Here is an 18,257-nt window from a genome sequence, read left to right on the forward strand (position 1 = left end):
TAAGAGTCCCGATGGCGGCAAAAGGTTCGAGGCCACAGAAAAAAAGTGTGCGGCGCCCCGACCACCACGTAGTCTCCGCACCCGTGGACATGCGTAGCGCCGCCCGCCAGCTGGACCTGATCGCCGAGACCGTCAAGATCGCGAAAGAACTCCGGATCGAGGTCTGGCTGCGCGGCGGATGGGCCATGGACTTCTTCCTCGGAAAGGTCACCCGGGAACACGAAGACATCGACTGGTTCACCTGGATCGACGACGCCCCCGCCCTGGCCCTGGAATTGACACGGCACGACTACGCGCCCGTACCCGGCCCGCCTCGGGAGCAACAACTCGATTTCAACAAACAGGACGTGGACCTCAGCTTCGCCCTACTGTCCAGAGACCCGTCCGGCCGCGTGGTCGTCGGCGGCGGCCCATGGAAGGGCGCCCCCTGGCCGGAGAACATGATCGGCGCCTACGTAGGCCGTATCGACTCCTTGACCTGCCCGATCATCAGCCCTGCGGCCCAGATCGAGATCAAGCAGATGATGCCGGTATGGATCCCTGGCCGCCCGACACGAGTCAAGGACATCGAGGACATCGCTCGACTACAAGCCGCAGTGGTGTCACGTGGGGAAGAGAGCCAACGACCATGAAGTACGGCACCTACTAGTACGACTTCCTGTGGCGCACAGCCGACTGCCACCCCCAAGGACTTGAGCAAGGGTTAGTGACGCTCGCATCTCAGATGCCTGCGAGCACATCACGCATATGATCATCGAGGTCCGCGACGAAGGTCTCGCGCCGCCACGGGGTCAGAGCACGGCGCACGTGCGCACCCCTCATCGCCGGGACTCGAGCTCGCGTCGCGGCCACAAGGTCGACGCAGTCGTGCAGCAGCCGAGCGGACGCTTCCGGTGCGCCCTCCTGTAGTCGAGCCCAGGCAAGGTCAGCGGTGACGATCGCACGCTGTATCGCCTGCCGGGGGTGGCTCAGCGCGCTCAGCGCCCGGGATAGCTGTGGTGCGGATTCCGCCGAACGGCCCAGATATAGGTTGCAGGTTCCTTCGAACCCTTCCAACTGCGCGGTGCCGAATCGGCCGGCGGCCGGGTCACCTGTGTCCGGGCTTGAGCTGTCCACATCGTGCCAGGCCTGGTGCAGCGCGGTGAAGGCGTGTCTGTCCCGTCCCGCTCGTGCGGCCATCTCGGCCTGGAGGGCATGGGCTCGGGCTCGCATGATCCGGCTGTCACTGCGCCGCGCGACGCGAACCGCCTCGTCTGCGACCAGCTGCGCCGCGGCCACGTCATTCGTCGAGTACAGAGTGACCAGCGCCTGGCTGGTTCGTATCGCCACGCGCTCCCAGGCAGGAAGGCTCTCGGCGACTCGTATCGCCTCGGTGTACAGATGGGTGGACGTGTGGTCGTCTCGCGTCTCGAACGCCACCCGAGCGGCCACCATGAACGCGTTGGCCGCGACGGCCGCGAGAGACGTGCGGACAGGCCCGGGTGAACCACCCTTGTGCAGGATGCGGCACGCCTCGACGGCCGGAGCCAAGGCCACCTGGAGCCGGCCGAAGGGCACGCTGCCCACTTGAGCATTGACGGCGTCGACGAGTTTTCTGATCTCGTCTACGACCTCGATGGTGAGGGTTTCCGGAGCGGCCGGGGCGGCCCCCAGAGCGCGGTCTTCGCCGGGAACGAGGTAGGCCAGGAGAGCATGCCCTCGAGTGGTCACCCGGACCACTTGGGCCCGCAATTCGGCGATCCGCTCGGCCGGTGTGCCCCACCCGGCCATCAGCGACATCAGTTGCTCGAAGTCCGACCCTGCCGCGACTGTCACATCGTCACCACGGCGGGCGTAGGCGTAGGCGAGCAGGAGCCGGTAGCGCTCGCCGGGAATCGCCGCTCTCGCTCTCCCAGCGCGCGATCGTGCGCACCAAGCTGGTCACGCTCATGCAGGCCACCGCATCGACGGACAGGGTCCGGGCAGCGTCCTTGATGGCCCGTGCCTGATCCGCCCAGGACCAGCCGCGCCGCTCGCGCAGGACTCGCAGCGCGCGCGGGGTGGCCCGTCGGCCCCTCCGTGTCATGGCGCAATTACAGCACGCGACGACCTACACGGGGAGGATAAGGCGAGGCTTGCGGTGCTCAGCGGCGTAGTGGAGGGTATGCCAGGTCCCGCCTTCGGTGATGCCCGCCCGAGGAAAGCCGATCACGAATCCACTGCGATCGACCATCCATCGGTTGCGGTGGTGGTAAGCCTCAGCCGAAGGATGCGCGGGATGCGCGAGCTGCACCAGCTCACCCAAGCGACCACGTCCCCGGACCACCGCCACCGCACGACGAGCGTCGGCGGGTTGATCGGACAGCACCCCGGGAACGACCACGACGAGCTCGGCTCGTGTCTCGGACGCGAGCCAGAGGAGCGTCAACGAATCGACTCCGCTGGCTCCGCCGATGTAGAACCGCGTGCCTGGCGCGGCGAACGGGGCGACGTACTCGGCGAATATCTCCCGGTATTCGACAAGCGGGCGATGATCGGTCGATCGGGTTCCACTGATCGTTATCGCATCTGGCAAGGCCGCCGCCGCGACGTCATCGGATGTCATCTCCCCTGCCGGGTGGCGTAAGGCGTGTACTCGGTGCCGTGACGACAGATCTTCACCACCCGGCCGCTCTGCTCGACGGTCACGGACGGGACACGCGCACCCTGCCTCATGCCATGCAGGTGCGCAACCCGGTCACCGGCCGGCTGAGCGACGCCATCCGAGTTGTGGACACAAACGATGTGATCTCAGCCGGACACAAGATGGGCGAGGTGGGCGCCGAAGCCGCCCCGATCGCCTCGCCATCGGGAGCACCCGATGGCGAATAGACACTCCACGCCCTCCTTCCTCGCTGCCCGTGAGACGAGCTGGGATCTCCCAGCCCACGCCGAAGCCGTCAGAGATAGCCGTGACATGGTTCGCGAGACGCTGACCGCATGGGGCCTGTCCGCCCCGGTCAGCGACGTACTGGTGATAGTCAGCGAGCTTCACACGAACGCGATCCGCTACGGCGCCGCGCCCATCACCCTGCGCCTGCGCCTAACAGGCCGTTGCCTGGGCGGAGAAGTAGCCGATCGTGGCACACATTTCGCACCCCCACCGCGACCCGCCGACGACCAGGAGAACGGCCGCGGCCTCCAGATCGTCGCCGCCCTGTCAACCGGCTGGGGCATCGACCCTCAGCCCGACGGCAAGGCCGTGTGGTTCACCAGGTGCTGGTGACGGCCCCCCCTAGTGACACGAGGCGTACGTGCGGGGCTATCTTGCCGAGATGTGGAAGGCCGCTGGAGTCACTCAGGTGGAGCTCGCTGAAGCGCTCGGTGTGACTCAGGCACAAATCTCCAAGATTGAGAACGGTGAGGTGTCCGGCATCGATGTCCTGCGTGCCTACGTCGCCGCGCTCGGAGGAACCGTCGATCTCATCGCGACCCTCGGAGATCGCACTTGGAGAGTCGCCTGACCGCGTTTCGACCCATCGTTTCCGTCGGGCGGCCTCGCTCGCCTCGTCCGGGCATCCGCCGTCAGCGGATCACGGCAGGGCGTCAGGGCGTAGGACCTCTTCGCGAAGGATCCGTGCCAGGTCCTTGGTGTCCGCGTTGTGGCTGGTCTGGCGCCGGACTTCTTTGCGGATCGACTCCAGGACCACTTCTGACATCACCACCTGAGCCAGAGCTTTGGGGGACGTGGCGGCGCGTGCCTTCCACAGCTCGTCGATCAGCCGTCGCTTGAAGGCATCCTTGCTCAAGTAGAACAATGCATCGGTTTTGGCCGACAGGCTGATGTCACCTAGAAGATCCACTTCCAGTGCGAGGTCTACGATGACCGGAAGGCCGCCGGTCATGTGATAGACCTGCCATACCTGGCCATTGGTCACGATCATCCACTCGACGCCCTCGTTCACGGCGTACATCTGCACTTGCCGCAGATGCCTTATGCCGAGCTTCTGGGTGCAGCGTTTGACCTCGATGAACGCGACGAGCTGCTTCTCGACGCGGACACCGTAGTCTGCGAACTCGCCCTTCACCTGATATTCGGTGGTCAACTCCTGGTACTTGTCGTACCCGAGTCCGTCGCAGAGGAAGTCGGTCACGAGGAGTCGTGTGTCGCCCTCGTTGGCGTCCCTCGCGACGAGGTCGGCAAGAGGTTTGGAGTAGCGGCGGATGGCGGCCCGGACGCGATCCCGGGAGTCCGCCTCCCACTTCGGAACCGTTCTCGGCAACGGTGTCTTCTTCGCGTTGGCGGATTCAGAGCCGGTGATCTTGATCGGGTCCGGCGAGGTGGACGTGTAATCCGAAGTCGTCGTCGTGCCGGCCGCCTGCTCGTCCATGCTGCCGCTCCTAATCTCTGGTATCGCGACAACGAAGAATAAAGCCGTACCTCTCGCTGTGCAGTTGGTTGCGCATCTCGATCGGATACCGTTCTGCCGTCTTATCGGGGTGATCTACGGCCTGCCGCGCAAATGCTATCCGTTATGCATGGGTATAGATGGATTTAAAATGATTCACCCACTTCTGTCTGAATGACGCCGTTTCAGTCATGTCGTCGTCGCGGGCAGCGGGCGACGCCATGATCGGCCACCTACTCGTTCAAGTGGATCATTCAGGAGTGGAGGAGGAATTCCAGCTCTAGTTCGTGGCGGATGGGGATGTTGTTTTCGCCAGTTCGGGGGATTTCGGGTTTTAGTTTTCTGGCTTCGGTTACGGCGTTTTTGTGGAGGGCGGAGAGGTCCCAGCCTTGGCGTTGGTAGAAGGTCAGGGCGTGGGTGTTGTCGTTGGTGGTTATTAGCCAGAGGCGGTGGCAGCCTTGGTTTCTGGCGTGTTCTACGGTGGCGGCCAGGAGGTAGGCGCCTACGCCTGGGCCGGTGATGGTTACTACCTCGCATTGGGTGTCGGTGATGTTGTAGGTGATTAGGCCTACGGGGGTTTTGTCTGCTTCGGCCACGAAGCCGGGGAGGGTTGTGGCGTCGTGGAGGGTGCCTCGGGAGACGACCTTGGGGGAGCCGAAGTGCGCGGTTAGAAGGGTTTTTGCCCAGTCGGTGTCGGTGGGGGTGTAGGGGCGGATCAGGGGGGCCATGGAGGGGGGTCCGTTTCGGGGGCGGGGGGCCGGTGATCTTTAGGCTGATAATGCCTGATCGGTGTGGGGGGTGTCCTCCGTGCAGGTGGTGGCCAGGGTGTCCAGGGAGATGTTCAGGGCGGCGGCCAGGGCGGCGACGGTGAAGAAGGCGGGGGTGGGGGCGCGGCCTGTCTCTATTTTGCGGAGGGTTTCGGCGGAGACGCCGGCGCTGGCGGCGACGTCGACCATGCTGCGGTCGCCGCGGGCCTGGCGGAGGAGGGCGCCGAAGCGCTCGCCGCGGAGGCGTTCGGACGGGGTCAGCGGGGTTCGCACCATGGGCGTTATAGTAATACCGGTATAGGTATTGGGTCACGGAGGTTGCCGGAAATGGTGGAGATCAAGAGTGACGCGGCGCTGGCGGCCATGCGGGAGGCCGGGAGGGTCGTGGCCAACGCGCTGCAGGCGGTGCGGGGCGCCGCCGGGGTGCGGGTGTCGCTGACGGAGCTGGACGAGGTGGCGCGGACCGTGTTGTACGAGGCGGGGGCGAAGTCGCCGTTCCTCGGGTACCGGCCGGACTTCGCGCCGACGCCCTTTCCCGCGGTGATCTGCACGTCGGTGAACGACGCCGTCGTGCACGGGATCCCGACGGGGTACCGGTTGCGGGACGGCGATCTGGTGAGCATCGACTGCGGGGCGGAGCTCGACGGGTGGACGGGGGACGCCGCCATCAGCTTCACCGTCGGCACCCCCTCGCCCGCCGACCTGGAGCTGATCAAGGCGACGCAGGAGGCCCTGGACGCGGGCATCGCCGCCGCCACCGTCGGCAACCGGATCGGGGACATCTCCCACGCCATCGGCACCGCCGCCAAGGCGGCCGGCTGCGGCATGCCCTCGAACTTCGGCGGCCACGGGATCGGGCGCAAGATGCACGAGGATCCCCACGTGGCGAACCACGGGCGCCCGGGGCGCGGCTATCCCCTCCGGCACGGCCTGACCCTCGCCATCGAGCCGATGCTCATGGCGGGGGGACGCGACGACTACCGCGTCAGCCCGGACGGGTGGACGCTGAAGACCACCGACGGCAGCCGCGCCGCCCACATCGAGCACACGGTCGCCATCACCGAGGACGGGCCGCGCGTGCTCACCTTGCCGTGAGCTGTCTCCGCAGGGCGGTGACGAGCGCCTCGTCGGCGCCGAGGCGTTCCGCGGCGTAGGCGCGGACCGAGCCGTGCCGGTGGGTCAGGTCGTCCAGGAACAGGCGCATCGTGGTGCGGGGCGCGCGGCCGTAGCCGGGCCAGACGGGGGCGGTGGCGCCGCCGGCGGCCCGGTGGTCGGCGAGCAGGCGGGCGGTGGCCAGCTCGGTGAGCGCGAAGTCGGCGACGATGTCGTCCTCGGCGACGCCGAGCAGGCTCAGCACCAGCGCGGTCAGGATGCCGGTGCGGTCCTTGCCCGAGGCGCAGTGGATCACGACGGGGGCGTTGCCGTCGGCGGTGATGATCTCAAGGGCCTGCCGCAGTTCCTTCACCCCGTCCTCGGCGACCTCGGCGTACCGCTCGGCGAGGAACGGGCCGGGGTCGATGTGCGGGCCGAGAGCGGGCTGGTCGTACGGACGGTGCTCGATGCTGAGGTTGTGGTAGGCGAGCCGGTCGTCCTCGGGCACCCGGCCCCTCGCCTCGATCTCGAAGGGATACCGCAGGTCGATCACGGTGCGGACGCCGAGCTCGCGGAACCGTTCCCAGTCCTCCCCTTCGAGCTTGTACAGGCCGTCGGAGCGGTACAGGCGGCCCCAGCGGACCGTGCCGCCGTCGCCGGTGGGGTAGCCGCCGACGTCCCTGAAGTTGTGCAGGCGGGTGAACGTGATGTGCCGCTGAGGGAGCAACGGGGGTCATCCTTCCGGGCCGAAGAAGTGGAGCAGGACGAGCGCGGTGACGGTGAACGCGAACCAGAGGAGCGCCCGGCGGGCCGGCCTCGGGCCGTCGCGCAGCAGCGTGACGCCGAGGGGGACGAGGGCGACGCAGAGGCCGCCGACGGCGATCAGCGACTGCGGGACCTCGGTGCCTTTGAGGGTGCCGAGGGCGAGGGCGGACATGAGGCCGAGGGCGACGGCGCGGGCGAGGCCGAGGGTGCGTGAGCGGTAGGCGCCGATGGCGAGGACGGTCCAGCCGGTGAAGATGGCGAGGGCGGGGAAGCGGAAGACGTGCCACACGGTGTAGGAGTCCGCCACCGCCTGGGTCGCCGCCTGGACGCCCTGCACGTCGACCAGCTGGAACGCGAGGTGGTCGATGCCCGCGTGGAAGGTGCGGGTGAACAGGCCGGCGATGACGAGGGCTCCGCCCCAGAGGGCCCACGCGGGTCTGTGCACACCGATCATTCTCGCCAACGTGGCGACGGCCGCGCACAGGACCACGTTCCCGGCGGCGAACAGGCTGTAGGCGGCCGTCATGAGGACGGGTTCGGCGTCGTAGGCCTTGAGCTGGTCGGGGAAGAAGAAGTGGTGGCGGACGCGGAGCAGCACGCCCGCCAGCAGCAGGGCGGGGCCGAGGACCATCGCGATGCCGCCGATCCAGCGGCCGGGGAACCAGAAGCCCGTGCCGGTGGCGGTGCCCGCGTCCGGGACGGTGGCTGTGCCGGGGTTCGCGTCGTCGCTGGTGCCGGGGTTCGCGTCAGGTGTTCGTGTCATGTGCCGACAATCCAGGGGAAGGCGGTCCCGGCGCGTCTGCCTTCGCTCCACACCTGGGGTGGGGGTGTACGACCTGGGGATGATGACCACGGTCGGACGCGGCGGGGTGAAATGCCCGGATACGGTACGGCTTGTGAAGGGCTCCGAGGTGCCGCGCAGGTCGAGGTCGCTGCTGGTCGCCGACGGCTGCGCGGCGGTCGCGCTGACGCTGTTCGGGGCGTTCGCGATCCTGGACCCGCCAGGGCCCGGGTTCGGCGGGCCGGTGTGGGTGGCGTGGCTGGTCGCGGGGCTCGCGGGGCTGCCGGCCGGGGTGCGGCGGCGGTGGCCGGTCGCGGTGTACGGGGTGGTGCTGGCGTCCGCGACCGTGGGCACGCTGCTCGGCGTGGCCGGCGGTGGAGCGCTGTGGGCCGTGTACGCGTCCGCCGCCCTGGTCCTGTACCTGGTCGCGTCGTGCCTGCCCTATGGCCGGTCGGCCGTGGCGCTGGCGGTCGGCCTGCTCGCCTCGGCCGCCGCCATCTGGGTCTTCTACGCGACGAGGCTCGCGGTGGTGCCGGAACCGGCCGCCGAGGTGCCGCTCTGGGCGCCGGGGGAGATCGGCGTGACCTGGGTGGCCATGGCGGCCCTGTGGACGGTCGGGGCCGTCGTCCGCTCGCGCCGCGAGGCCGCCGCGCGCCTGGCCCGCTCCCTGGCCCGGACGGCGGTCGCCGACGAGCGGCTGCGCCTCGCCCGCGAACTGCACGACATCATCGGGCACGGCATGAGTCTCATCGCCGTCAAGGCCACGGTGGCCAACCACCTCGCCGACACCCGCCCCGACCAGGTGCGCGACGCCCTCACGGTCATCGAGGACACCAGCCGGGCCGCCCTCGCCGACATCCGCCGCCTGCTCGGGGTCCTGCGCTCTGACGCCCCCGACCTGACGCCGCCCCCAGGCCCGGATCGGCTTCCAGGGCTGGCGGACACCGCCCGGTCCGCCGGGGTGGAGGTCGACCTCCAGGTGCGCGGCGCCGACGGGCTCCCCGAGGCCGTCGGCCTGTCGGTGTACCGGATCGTCCAGGAGGCCCTCACCAACGTGGTCAAGCACGCGGCCCCCACCCGCTGCCAGGTGGCCGTCACCGCGGACGGCCGCGTGGTCCACATCGACGTCGTGGACGACGGCCGCCCGCACCGCGAGCCGCCGAAGCACCCCGAGGGGGGCCACGGCCTCCTCGGCATCCGGGAGCGGGTGACCATGTACGGCGGCATCATGTCCGCGGGACCGCGCCCCGAGGGCGGTTTCCACCTCACGGCCCACCTGCCCTACGAGCCCTCGGGAGCGACCGCGTGACCCCCGGCCCGATCCGTGTGGTCATCGCCGACGACCACACCCTGCTGCGCGACAGCTTCCGCGCCCTGGTCGACGGCACCCCCGGGATGACCACGGTCGGCGAGGCCGCGACGGGGGCGGACGCCGTGCGGCTGGCCCTCAGCGAACAGCCCGACATCGTCCTGATGGACGTGCGCATGCCGGAGATGGACGGCATCGAAGCGACCCGCCGGATCTGCGCCTCCCCCGGCACGGCCGGTGTGCGCGTGCTGATCCTCACCACCTTCGACCTGGACGAGTACGTCTACGCGGCCCTGCGCGCGGGCGCCAGCGGCTTCCTGGTGAAGGACACCACCGCCGTGGAGCTCCTCGCGGCCATCCGCGTCATCGTCGCGGGCGGCGCCCTCCTCGGCCCCGCCGTGACCCGCCGCCTCATCACCGAGTTCGCCAAGCGGCAGCCCGCGGGGGCCCCTTCGCCGTCCCCGGTGAACGCCCTCACCGACCGCGAGCGCGAGGTCCTCACCCTCATCGCCCGCGGCCTGTCCAACACCGAGCTCGCCGACCATCTGCACCTCAGCCCCGGCACCGTGAAGACCCACGTCGGCCGCCTGCTCAGCAAGCTGAACGCCCGCGACCGCGCCCAGCTGGTCATCCACGCCTACGAGGCGGGACTGGTAAAACCGCGTTTGTGAACCCTAGGGGGGTATGTTACCGTCCTGTCCATCAGATACCCCCAAGGGGTAACGCCGAGTGAACGGGCACGGTGGATCAGTGATGAACGCCCCCATGAAGCTCACCGCCTACGCCGCCGGACTCGCCGTGATCTTCGGCGGGGCTCTGGTGGTAGGCGCCGCCATGGACCCCGGCGGCCCTTCGACGGCGGCCCACGGCCACACACCGGCCCCGTCGCCGGACGGAGGGCTCGAGATCCCGGGCGGCCTGCAGGTGTCCGAGGCCGGTTACACCCTGACGCCGTCCACGACGGATCTCCCCGCGGGTGAGACCACGGACTTCCGTTTCACCGTGACCGGCCCGGACGGCACCCCGGTGACAGGCTTCCAGGTGCGGCACGACAAGAAACTGCACCTGATCGTCGTCCCCCGCGACCTCTCCGGCTTCCAGCATCTCCACCCCGCCCTGGCGGCCGACGGCACCTGGAGCGTGAAACTGGCCGTGCCGCGGGCCGGCGCCTACCGCATGTACGCCGACTTCGCCCCGGACGACGCCGAGCCCCTCACCCTCGGCACCGACCTCTTCGCCCAGGGCCCCTACGAGCCCGAGGCCCTCCCCGAGCCCGCCCGCACCGCCACCGTGGACGGCTACACCGTCACCCTCGACGGCGAGCCGACCCCCGGCGAGTCGAGCCGGTTGACCCTGAAGGTCTCCAAGGACGGCCGCCCCGTCACCGACCTCCAGCCCTACCTCGGCTCCTACGGCCACCTGGTGGCCCTGCGGGCCGGAGACCTGGCCTACCTCCACGTCCACCCCGACGGCGAACCGGGCGACGGGAAGACCGCCCCGGGCCCCGGGATCACCTTCCACACCGAGGTCCCGAGCCGCGGCACCTACCGCCTCTACCTGGACTTCCAGCACGCCGGCACCGTCCGCACCGCCGCCTTCACCGTCACCGTCACCGCCCGGACCACCACGGCGCCGGGCACCGCCGACCCCGCGGAGCACGGCCACTGAGGCCGGGAGGTCACAGCTGGGCCGGTTCCTCGAAGGTCATGGTCAACCGGGCGACGGTGGTCGTGGTGAGGGCCCGTTTGGGCAGGCCGAGCTCGCTGAGCTCCTTGGCTATCGGATGGTTGCCCAGCCGGATCAACGCGCCGCCGGGGCGGGTGCGGACGGACTGCGGGTGCATGGTCCAGCGGGTGCGGCGGGTGACACCGTCGAGGTGGGTGTACGCGTCCATGGTGGGGGCGCCGAGGATCGGCATGCCGAGGTGGGTGACGCGGGAGGGCCGGGAGGTGGAGGCGACCGGGGACGGCAGGCGGGGCAGGGGCAGGCCGGGACGCAGGAGGAGGTCCAGCACCAGGCGGCCGTCCTTGCGGAGGAGGCACCGTTTGTAGGGGGAGGCCAGCCGGAGGTCCAGCTGGGCCTGTTCCTGGGGGAAGCCCCAGATCTGGCGGCCGGCCTCCAGGGCGAAGGACTGGTCCACCGGGAGCCAGTGGACGAAGGCGCCGGTGCCGGGAGTGCAGAGTTCCTTGACGCCGGACAGGAGGGTGCGGGAACGGGGACGGGTGCACTCGGGGGAGCGGACCAGGAAGGCCACGCCGAACTGGTGGAAGGGCCCGAGGTCGGTGTCGGCGAAGCGGGCGAAGATCAGGGTGCAGAGGGCTTTGCCCGGGAGGACCTCGGTGACGTCGAGGTCGCAGTAGGCGAGCACCGCACGGACCGCGTCGGCCCGGACGAGGTAGGTGGCGCCGCAGGCGGTGGCGTCTCTGACCTCCACGGGGGTGGTGATCCGTCGCCCCTGGACGAGGTGGCTGGCCATGCCTCCAGTACACCAATCCGAGGTGCCGGACGCCAGCGGGGGACACGGGTGTGGCCGGTGCGCAGGGGTGTCGTGGGTGAGGACTGGTTAACGAGTAAGACATGCCATTTGTATGCCTGAGTAATTCACGGGGTCGACGCTGGGGCCGTGGGGTTGCCGAGAACGACCACTCATTGTCCGTACTGTGCGTTGCAGTGTGGGATCTCGCTCACCGTCGACCGTGGCGGGGTTTCGGTTTCACCGGAGAATTTTCCCACCAATCGCGGCGGGCTCTGCGTCAAAGGATGGACCGCCGCCGAGCTGATCGGCCATCCGGAAAGGTTGAGGAAGCCGCTGGTCAGGGCGATCGCGGGGGATCGGCACAGCCCTTTGCGCGAGGCGGGCTGGGATGAGGCGCTGGACCGTACGGTGGCGGCGATTTCCGCCGGCCAGGAGAGGTACGGGCGAAATAGCGTCGGGTGTTTCGGCGGCGGCGGGCTGACGAATGAGAAAGCGTATCTGCTCGGGAAATTCGCCCGGGTGGGCCTGCGGACCGCGTCCATCGATTACAACGGCCGGTTCTGCATGTCGTCGGCGGCGACGGCCATGAACGCGGCGTTCGGGGTCGACCGCGGGCTGCCGTTCCCGCTGGCGGACGTGGAGCGCACGGGGGCGTTGCTGCTGGTGGGGAGCAACCTCGCCGACACCATGCCGCCCGCGATGCGGTACCTCGACGAGCTGCGCAGACGGGGCGGGCAGCTGGTGGTGGTGGATCCCCGGGGCTCGGCGACGGCCAAGGGGGCGACGCTGCACCTGCGGCCGGTGCCGGGCACGGACCTGGCGCTGGCCAACGGCCTGCTGTACCTGGCACTGCGCGCCGGGTACGTGGACGAGGCGTACGTCAAGGCACGCACCAGGGGATTCGGCGAGGTGCGGGCGGGGGTGGCGGCCTACTGGCCGGACCGGGTGGAGCGGATCACGGGCGTGCCGGTGGCGGAGCTGGAGCGCACGGTGGAGATCCTCGGCTCCGCGCCGGACGCGATGATCCTCACGGCACGGGGCGCCGAGCAGCACCGGGAGGGCAGCGACACCGCGCAGGCGTTCATCAACCTGGCCCTGGCGCTCGGGCTGCCCGGGCGGCCGTACAGCGGCTACGGCAGCATCACCGGGCAGGGCAACGGCCAGGGCGGCCGTGAGCACGGCCAGAAGGCCGACCAGCTGCCGGGATACCGCCGGATCGACGACCCGGCGGCGCGCGAGCACGTGGCGGGGGTATGGGGGATCGACCCCGAGGAGCTGCCGGGGCCGGGGCCGTCCGCCTACGAGATGCTCAGCGCGCTCGGGACCGGGACGGGGGTGCGCACCCTGCTGGTGTTCGCGTCCAACGTGGTCGTCTCGGCGCCCGGCCGGGACCACGTGCTGGAGCGCATCAGGTCGCTGGACTTCCTCGCCGTGTCCGACATCTTCCTCTCCGAGACCGCGCAGGAGGCGGACGTGGTCTTCCCCGCCGCCCAGTGGGCCGAGGAGGAGGGCACCATGACGAACCTCGAAGGCCGGGTCATCCGCCGCAGGCGCGCCCTCGCGCCGCCCGGCGAGGTGCGCGACGACCTCCAGATCATCACCGACCTGGCGGACCGGCTCGGCCGCGGCGAGTACTTCAGCGCCGACCCGCGCGCGGTGTTCGAGGAGCTGGGCCGCGCCAGCGCGGGCGGCGCCGCCGACTACTCCGGCATCCGCTACGACCGCATCGAGGCGGAGAAGGGAGTGTTCTGGCCGTGCAAGGAGGGCGAGCCGGGCACCCAGCGCCTGTTCACCGACCGCTTCGCCACCCCGGACGGCCGCGCCAGGTTCGTCCGCGTGGACCACCGGGGCGCCGCCGAGCAGCCCACCGAGGACTACCCGTACGTGCTCACCACCGGCCGTCTCATGCGCCAGTACCAGAGCGGCACCCAGACCCGCCGCGTCCCGGCGCTGGCCGCCGAGCCGAACGCCGAGATGCACCCCGACCTGGCCCGGCGGCACGGGATCGAGCCGGGGGACCGGGTCGAGCTGCGCACGAGGAGGGGCCGCGCCGTCTTCCCGGTGGAGCTGACCGACGGCATCCGGCCCGACACCGTGTTCGTCCCGTTCCACTGGGGCGGCGAGTCCAGTGCCAACGCCCTCACCGACCCGGCCTTGGACCCCCGTTCCCGTATGCCCGCGTTCAAGGCCTGCGCGGTCGCCATCGGCGGCGTCATCCGGCCCGCCGGGCCGCCCCCTCAGGAAAGGACCGAAGTGGATTCGATCCCTCGTTTTCTCCAGGGAATCTTCTCGTTCACCGGCAAGGGGATGGACGCCCCGTACCCGCTGGCGTCCGAGCTGCGGTACGTCGTCCCGGACGGCGCCGTCGGCCAGCTCGTCTACCTGCGCGGCGGCAACTCCAGCGACGAGCTGGTCTGCGTGGTGCTGATGCGCGACGGCACGCCCATGCGGTACTTCCCGATCGGCGCCAAGGACGGCATGCACGTCTCGCTGCGCGTGGTGGAGGACCTGGAGCCCGGCACCACCATCGAGGTGTTCGTGGCGGCCCCCGACGGCACGTCCGGATCGCTGGTCGTCGATCTCGGCATGGTCGAGGTCTGAAAGGAGACGGGACATGCGTCTGGTGGTGATCGGCAACGGCATGGCCGGGGTGCGCGCGGTCGAGGAGATCCTGGCGCGCGGGGGGAAGTTCGACATCACGATCTTCGGTGACGAGCCCTACGGCAACTACAACCGCATCATGTTGTCCAACGTCCTCGCCGGGATCGAGCCCGAGGACGGCATCTTCCTGAACAGCCTGGCGTGGTACGAGGACAACGGCATCACCCTGCGCGCGGGCACCCGCGTCCGGCGCGTCAACCCTTTCGCCCGCAAGGTGTACGCGGACGACCGCTCCGTGACCCGCTACGACAAGCTGATCATCGCTACCGGCAGCACCCCCTTCGTCCCCGACATCCCCGGCATGCGTGCCGCCGGACGAGGCTTCCACCAGGGCGTCTTCACCTTCCGCACCATCGACGACACCCGCAACATGCTCAGGTACGCCCGCGGCCACCGCCGCGCGGTCGTGATCGGCGGCGGCCTGCTCGGCCTGGAGGCGGCCCGCGGCCTGCAGAGCCACGGCCTGGACATCACGGTGGTGCACGCGGGCGGCAACCTGATGAACCAGCAGCTCGACCCGCAGGCGGGCGCGGTGCTCAAGCGCAGCGTCGAGCGGCTCGGCATCACCGTCGAGCTGAACGCCAGGACCACCTCGGTCGCAGGCGCCGAGAAGGTCACCGGCATCGGCCTCGCCGACGGCCGTTCCCTCCCGTGCGACATGGTCGTCGTCGCGGCCGGGATCCGCCCCAACGCCGAGCTGGCCCGGGCCAGCGGCCTGACCGTCGAGCGCGGCATCGTCGTCGACGACCAGATGCGCGCGGTGGAGGAACCCGACATCTACGCCGTCGGCGAGTGCGCCCAGCACCGGGGCCGGGTGTACGGGGTGGTGGCGCCGCTGTGGGAGCAGGCAAGGGTGCTGGCCGACCACCTGACCGGCGCCGACCCGGACGCCGCGTACCACGGCTCGCGGATCGCCACCAAGCTCAAGGTCGCCGGCGTGAACGTGGCCTCCATGGGCGTCGTGGGACCCGAGCGCGAGGACGACGAGTTCGTGGTGTTCGCCGAGCCCAGCCGCGGCACGTACAAGAGCGTCGTGGTCAGGGACGGCAGGCTCATCGGGGCGACCCTGGTGGGCGACGTGGACAAGGTCGCCTTCCTGATGCAGGCGTTCGACCGCGGCCTCCCGCTGCCCGAGGACCGGGTACGCCTGCTGTTCGACCTCGGCGGCCCCTCCGCCGAGACCAGCGCCGCCGAGCTGTCCGACGACGCGCAGGTGTGCAACTGCAACGGCGTCAGCAAGGCCGCCCTGGTGGACGCCGTCAAGCAGGGCGCCAGGTCGGTGACCGGGGTGATGGACAGGACCCGGGCGGGCAAGGGATGCGGTTCCTGCAGGTCGCTGGTCGAGCAGATCGTCGACTGGGCCGCGGGCGGCGCCGCCGAGGTGGACCCGTCCGCGAACTGGTACGTGCCGGGCATCCCGTTCGCCAAGCCCGAGCTGATGACCGAGATCCGCGCCCGCGGCCTGCGGTCGGTGTCGGCCGTCTTCGCCGAGCTGGCCCCCGGCGGGACCGAGGACGCCAAGAGCAAGATGGGCTTGGCGTCGCTGCTGCGCACCATGTGGGCCGGCGAGTACGTCGACGAGCGCGACGCGCGGTTCATCAACGACCGGGTGCACGCCAACATCCAGAAGGACGGCACCTTCTCGGTGGTCCCGCAGATGAAGGGCGGCTGCACGACCCCCGACGAGCTGCGCCGCATCGCCGACGTCGCGGACAAGTACCAGGTCCCGCTGGTGAAGCTCACCGGCGGGCAGCGCATCGACCTGCTCGGCATCCGCAAGGAGGACCTGCCCGCCGTGTGGGCCGACCTCGGCATGCCGTCCGGGTACGCCTACGGCAAGAGCTTCCGCACGGTGAAGACCTGCGTCGGCCTGGACTTCTGCCGCTACGGCCTCGGCGACTCCACCGCCCTCGGCATCGCCCTGGAGAGCAGGTACCAGGGTCTGGAGGGCCCGGCGAAGATGAAGCTCGCGGTGACCGGCTGCCCCCGCAACTGCGCGGAGGCCTACGTCAAGGACCTCGGCGTGGTCGCCGTGGACGGCGGCCGGTGGGAGATCTACGTGGGCGGCGCCGCGGGCGCGCACGTCCGCAAGGGCGACCTGCTGGCCACCGTCGCCACCCACGAGGAGGTCATCACCCTCACCGGCCGCTTCCTGCAGTACTACCGCGAGAACGCCAACTGGCTGGAACGCACGTACGCCTTCGTCCCGCGCGTCGGCATCGACCGCGTCCGCGCGATCGTGGTGGACGACGCCGACGGCATCGCCGCCCGTCTCGACGAGGCCGTCCAGGAGGCCGTGGACGCCTACCGCGACCCCTGGCAGGAGGGCCGGGCCCCCGCGACCCCCGGCCAGTTCCGCCCGGCGCTGCCCCTGCTCCAGGTGCGTGCCCGATGAGCGCCGCGGTCACCGCGTACCGCCTCGGCCCCGTCGAGGAGATCCCGGCCGGCGAGGGCCGCGCCTACGCCGTGAACGGCGAGCGGATCGCGGTGTTCCGCCTCCGCGACGGCCGTCTCCGCGCCGTCTCCGCGGTCTGCCCCCACGCGGGCGGCCCGCTGGCCGACGGCCAGATCGACGGCGAGATCGTCGTCTGCCCCCTGCACCAGCACACCTACGACCTCGTCACCGGCTGCTCCCGCTCGGGTCAGCCCGACCTGCGCTCCTACGCCGTCCACGCCGACGCGGACGGGCAGGTGGTCGTCGAGATGTGAGGCCGGGACGACGCGGCGCCTGGACGCGGAACTTCCCTCCTCAGGCAGGGGCGGCTTCCTCGTCAGGCCGGGACGGCTTCCCCGTCAGGCCGGGACGGCTTCCCCGTCAGACCGGGACGGCTTCCCCGTCAGACCGGGACGGCTGCCGCGTCAGACCGGGACGACGCGGCGCAGGGCCGGGGCCGGGACGCGGGACGCCCATTCCTCCAGGTGGGCGACGAAGTCGCGGGCCTGGTCGGGCCAGTGGTACTGGCCGCGGGCCTCGGAGTAGCCGCGGGAGCCCATCACCGTGCGGCGCTCGGGGTCGTCGCGCAGGCGCAGGACGGCCTGGGCGACGGCGTCGACGTCGCCGTAGGGGACGATCATGCCGCAGGCGGCGCGGCCCACGATGGACGCGGCCAGGGGGAGGGGGGTCGTCACCACGGGGACGCCGCGCGCCATGTACTCGATGATCTTGGTGGGCAGCGAGTGCCGGTAGTTCGGCACGTCGTGCAGCAGCGACAGGCCGGCCAGGGCGCCCTCGGCCATCCGGAGCGCGTGGTTGTTGGGCACGTAGCCGAACCAGTCGAGCAGGCCCTCCCGCTGGGCGTCCCGGAGCATGGGGCGGACCTGCGGGTCGGCGCCGCCGATCAGGTCGAGGCGGATGCCGTGCGGGCGCAGGCGCCGGGCCAGCTCGATCATCTCCAGGGTGCCGCGGGCCTCGGACAGCTGGCCCACGTACACGATGCGGTTGGCGCCGGGCGGGGGCGGCGGCGTCTCCGGCACATACGTCGTGTTCGGCACCACGGGGTGGTTGCCGGTGAAACGCTCCCGGTAGGAGGCCTCGGCGAGGATCAGCCGCAGCCGGCGCTCGGCCCGGCTCTCGATCCGCTGGATCAGGCCGGGCAGTATCCGCCGCGCGGACGCGGGAAGGTACGGCTTGGTGTCCAGCGCCCCGACGGTGTCCTCGTGCACGTCCCACACCGTCGGAGGCCGGCGGCGCGGCAGCGCGAACAGCAGCTCCATGTCGTGGACGAGCAGCAGGTCGGCGTCCTTGGATCCCCTGCGCAACGCCGCCCGCGCGGCGGACAGAGCGCCCCTGCGGCGCAGCCCCACCGCGCGCGGCACGTCGATCGCCCGGATCTCCGGGATCGGCGTGACGTTGCAGTGGGTGAACGGCGCCACATAGGTCACCTCGTGACCGGCCTCCAGCAGCGCGCGGATCTGGCGGTGCATGATCCGCGCGTCCTCCGGATGGTGGACGATCGTGCCGACGCATACCTTCATGTGTCGATGCTGAGCGTCGTTCGCTTACTGCCTGGATGCGGATCGTTAATCGCGGTGGAAATGC

20 protein-coding genes are annotated in these 18,257 nt (G+C 70.3%); 11 read left to right on the top strand and 9 right to left on the bottom strand.

What is annotated here, in order from left to right; all coding sequences use genetic code 11:
• The first annotated feature begins 89 nt into the window (after positions 1–89).
• A complete protein-coding gene (locus ACFP1K_RS06655; protein ID WP_380748111.1) occupies positions 90–632 on the top strand; it encodes a nucleotidyltransferase domain-containing protein in 543 nt (180 codons plus the stop codon).
• Between the two features lie 88 nt (positions 633–720).
• Here ACFP1K_RS06655 and ACFP1K_RS06660 read toward each other — a convergent pair whose 3' ends face one another.
• Together ACFP1K_RS06660 and ACFP1K_RS06665 are read right to left on the bottom strand one after the other, a co-directional pair.
• Complete coding sequence (locus tag ACFP1K_RS06660) at positions 721–1,815, bottom strand: hypothetical protein (RefSeq protein ID WP_380748012.1); 1,095 nt, start codon at positions 1,813–1,815, stop codon at positions 721–723.
• Positions 1,816–2,089: 274 nt separating this feature from the next.
• A complete protein-coding gene (locus ACFP1K_RS06665; RefSeq protein ID WP_380748014.1) occupies positions 2,090–2,584 on the bottom strand; it encodes a hypothetical protein in 495 nt (164 codons plus the stop codon).
• A 38-nt stretch (positions 2,585–2,622) separates the two neighbouring features.
• Between ACFP1K_RS06665 and ACFP1K_RS06670 the strand changes: the two genes are divergently transcribed.
• Genes ACFP1K_RS06670 through ACFP1K_RS06680 form a run of 3 tightly spaced genes read left to right on the top strand, consistent with a single transcriptional unit; the run spans position 2,623 to position 3,482 of the window.
• Positions 2,623–2,850, top strand: coding sequence for a hypothetical protein (locus ACFP1K_RS06670; RefSeq protein WP_380748016.1), 228 nt, complete (start codon positions 2,623–2,625; stop codon positions 2,848–2,850).
• Positions 2,840–3,244, top strand: a complete 405-nt coding sequence (locus ACFP1K_RS06675) for an ATP-binding protein (protein WP_380748018.1) — start codon at positions 2,840–2,842, stop codon at positions 3,242–3,244. Before ACFP1K_RS06670 ends, ACFP1K_RS06675 begins: the two co-directional genes overlap by 11 nt.
• Positions 3,245–3,293: 49 nt before the next feature.
• Positions 3,294–3,482 (top strand): helix-turn-helix domain-containing protein, encoded by a 189-nt coding sequence (locus tag ACFP1K_RS06680; protein WP_380748020.1) that lies wholly within the window; start codon positions 3,294–3,296, stop codon positions 3,480–3,482.
• A 69-nt stretch (positions 3,483–3,551) separates the two neighbouring features.
• Here the strand turns inward: ACFP1K_RS06680 and ACFP1K_RS06685 are convergent, their stop codons facing one another.
• The 3 genes from ACFP1K_RS06685 to ACFP1K_RS06695 all read right to left on the bottom strand — a co-directional run bounded on the left by ACFP1K_RS06685 (position 3,552) and on the right by ACFP1K_RS06695 (position 5,410).
• Complete coding sequence (locus ACFP1K_RS06685) at positions 3,552–4,349, bottom strand: type I restriction enzyme HsdR N-terminal domain-containing protein (RefSeq protein ID WP_380748022.1); 798 nt, start codon at positions 4,347–4,349, stop codon at positions 3,552–3,554.
• Positions 4,350–4,621: 272 nt separating this feature from the next.
• On the bottom strand, positions 4,622–5,095 hold the full coding sequence (locus ACFP1K_RS06690; RefSeq protein ID WP_380748024.1) for a GNAT family N-acetyltransferase: 474 nt from the start codon (positions 5,093–5,095) through the stop codon (positions 4,622–4,624).
• Between the two features lie 39 nt (positions 5,096–5,134).
• Positions 5,135–5,410 (bottom strand): helix-turn-helix domain-containing protein, encoded by a 276-nt coding sequence (locus tag ACFP1K_RS06695; protein WP_380748026.1) that lies wholly within the window; start codon positions 5,408–5,410, stop codon positions 5,135–5,137.
• A gap of 51 nt (positions 5,411–5,461) precedes the next feature.
• On the opposite strand from ACFP1K_RS06695, the gene map reads away from it, so the two are divergent.
• Positions 5,462–6,229: a type I methionyl aminopeptidase gene (map, locus tag ACFP1K_RS06700; RefSeq protein ID WP_380748028.1), complete on the top strand. Its 768-nt coding sequence runs from the start codon at positions 5,462–5,464 to the stop codon at positions 6,227–6,229.
• Here the strand turns inward: map and ACFP1K_RS06705 are convergent.
• Entirely contained in the window at positions 6,216–6,953 is a 738-nt protein-coding gene (locus ACFP1K_RS06705; RefSeq protein WP_380748030.1) for a tyrosine-protein phosphatase, read from the bottom strand. The genes map and ACFP1K_RS06705 overlap by 14 nt on opposite strands.
• 6 nt (positions 6,954–6,959) lie before the next feature.
• Positions 6,960–7,754, bottom strand: coding sequence for a hypothetical protein (locus ACFP1K_RS06710; protein ID WP_380748032.1), 795 nt, complete (start codon positions 7,752–7,754; stop codon positions 6,960–6,962).
• 133 nt (positions 7,755–7,887) lie between these two features.
• Between ACFP1K_RS06710 and ACFP1K_RS06715 the strand changes: the two genes are divergently transcribed.
• The 3 genes from ACFP1K_RS06715 to ACFP1K_RS06725 all read left to right on the top strand — a co-directional run bounded on the left by ACFP1K_RS06715 (position 7,888) and on the right by ACFP1K_RS06725 (position 10,749).
• Complete coding sequence (locus ACFP1K_RS06715; protein WP_380748034.1) at positions 7,888–9,081, top strand: sensor histidine kinase; 1,194 nt, start codon at positions 7,888–7,890, stop codon at positions 9,079–9,081.
• Positions 9,078–9,752 (top strand): response regulator, encoded by a 675-nt coding sequence (locus ACFP1K_RS06720; protein ID WP_380748036.1) that lies wholly within the window; start codon positions 9,078–9,080, stop codon positions 9,750–9,752. The genes ACFP1K_RS06715 and ACFP1K_RS06720 overlap by 4 nt, the downstream gene beginning before the upstream one ends.
• A gap of 82 nt (positions 9,753–9,834) precedes the next feature.
• A complete protein-coding gene (locus ACFP1K_RS06725) occupies positions 9,835–10,749 on the top strand; it encodes a hypothetical protein (protein ID WP_380748038.1) in 915 nt (304 codons plus the stop codon).
• A gap of 10 nt (positions 10,750–10,759) precedes the next feature.
• Here ACFP1K_RS06725 and ACFP1K_RS06730 read toward each other — a convergent pair whose 3' ends face one another.
• On the bottom strand, positions 10,760–11,557 hold the full coding sequence (locus ACFP1K_RS06730; protein ID WP_380748040.1) for an acetoacetate decarboxylase family protein: 798 nt from the start codon (positions 11,555–11,557) through the stop codon (positions 10,760–10,762).
• A 147-nt stretch (positions 11,558–11,704) separates the two neighbouring features.
• On the opposite strand from ACFP1K_RS06730, the gene ACFP1K_RS06735 reads away from it, so the two are divergent.
• Genes ACFP1K_RS06735 through ACFP1K_RS06745 form a run of 3 tightly spaced genes read left to right on the top strand, consistent with a single transcriptional unit; the run spans position 11,705 to position 16,927 of the window.
• On the top strand, positions 11,705–14,158 hold the full coding sequence (locus tag ACFP1K_RS06735) for a molybdopterin oxidoreductase family protein (RefSeq protein WP_380748042.1): 2,454 nt from the start codon (positions 11,705–11,707) through the stop codon (positions 14,156–14,158).
• A 13-nt stretch (positions 14,159–14,171) separates the two neighbouring features.
• Entirely contained in the window at positions 14,172–16,613 is a 2,442-nt protein-coding gene (gene nirB, locus ACFP1K_RS06740) for a nitrite reductase large subunit NirB (RefSeq protein ID WP_380748044.1), read from the top strand.
• A complete protein-coding gene (locus ACFP1K_RS06745; RefSeq protein ID WP_380748046.1) occupies positions 16,610–16,927 on the top strand; it encodes a Rieske (2Fe-2S) protein in 318 nt (105 codons plus the stop codon). Before nirB ends, ACFP1K_RS06745 begins: the two co-directional genes overlap by 4 nt.
• 150 nt (positions 16,928–17,077) lie before the next feature.
• On the opposite strand, the gene ACFP1K_RS06750 is transcribed toward ACFP1K_RS06745, so the two are convergent.
• Entirely contained in the window at positions 17,078–18,193 is a 1,116-nt protein-coding gene (locus tag ACFP1K_RS06750; RefSeq protein ID WP_380748048.1) for a glycosyltransferase, read from the bottom strand.
• Positions 18,194–18,257: the final 64 nt, after the last annotated feature.

Origin of the sequence: Sphaerisporangium aureirubrum (genome assembly GCF_042658925.1) — a bacterium.
Lineage (GTDB): Bacteria > Actinomycetota > Actinomycetes > Streptosporangiales > Streptosporangiaceae > Sphaerisporangium > Sphaerisporangium aureirubrum.

Bases quoted from the DNA above. Each gene is read 5' to 3' on its own strand.
- nirB (WP_380748044.1), top strand. From the start codon at position 14,172: ATGCGTCTGGTGGTGATCGGCAACGGCATGGCCGGGGTGCGCGCGGTC.
- ACFP1K_RS06680 (WP_380748020.1), top strand. From the start codon at position 3,294: ATGTGGAAGGCCGCTGGAGTCACTCAGGTGGAGCTCGCTGAAGCGCTC.
- ACFP1K_RS06725 (WP_380748038.1), top strand. From the start codon at position 9,835: ATGAACGCCCCCATGAAGCTCACCGCCTACGCCGCCGGACTCGCCGTG.
- ACFP1K_RS06690 (WP_380748024.1), bottom strand. From the start codon at position 5,095: ATGGCCCCCCTGATCCGCCCCTACACCCCCACCGACACCGACTGGGCA.
- ACFP1K_RS06750 (WP_380748048.1), bottom strand. From the start codon at position 18,193: ATGAAGGTATGCGTCGGCACGATCGTCCACCATCCGGAGGACGCGCGG.
- ACFP1K_RS06685 (WP_380748022.1), bottom strand. From the start codon at position 4,349: ATGGACGAGCAGGCGGCCGGCACGACGACGACTTCGGATTACACGTCC.
- map (WP_380748028.1), top strand. From the start codon at position 5,462: ATGGTGGAGATCAAGAGTGACGCGGCGCTGGCGGCCATGCGGGAGGCC.
- ACFP1K_RS06695 (WP_380748026.1), bottom strand. From the start codon at position 5,410: ATGGTGCGAACCCCGCTGACCCCGTCCGAACGCCTCCGCGGCGAGCGC.
- ACFP1K_RS06655 (WP_380748111.1), top strand. From the start codon at position 90: ATGCGTAGCGCCGCCCGCCAGCTGGACCTGATCGCCGAGACCGTCAAG.
- ACFP1K_RS06665 (WP_380748014.1), bottom strand. From the start codon at position 2,584: ATGACATCCGATGACGTCGCGGCGGCGGCCTTGCCAGATGCGATAACG.
- ACFP1K_RS06730 (WP_380748040.1), bottom strand. From the start codon at position 11,557: ATGGCCAGCCACCTCGTCCAGGGGCGACGGATCACCACCCCCGTGGAG.
- ACFP1K_RS06675 (WP_380748018.1), top strand. From the start codon at position 2,840: ATGGCGAATAGACACTCCACGCCCTCCTTCCTCGCTGCCCGTGAGACG.
- ACFP1K_RS06710 (WP_380748032.1), bottom strand. From the start codon at position 7,754: ATGACACGAACACCTGACGCGAACCCCGGCACCAGCGACGACGCGAAC.
- ACFP1K_RS06745 (WP_380748046.1), top strand. From the start codon at position 16,610: ATGAGCGCCGCGGTCACCGCGTACCGCCTCGGCCCCGTCGAGGAGATC.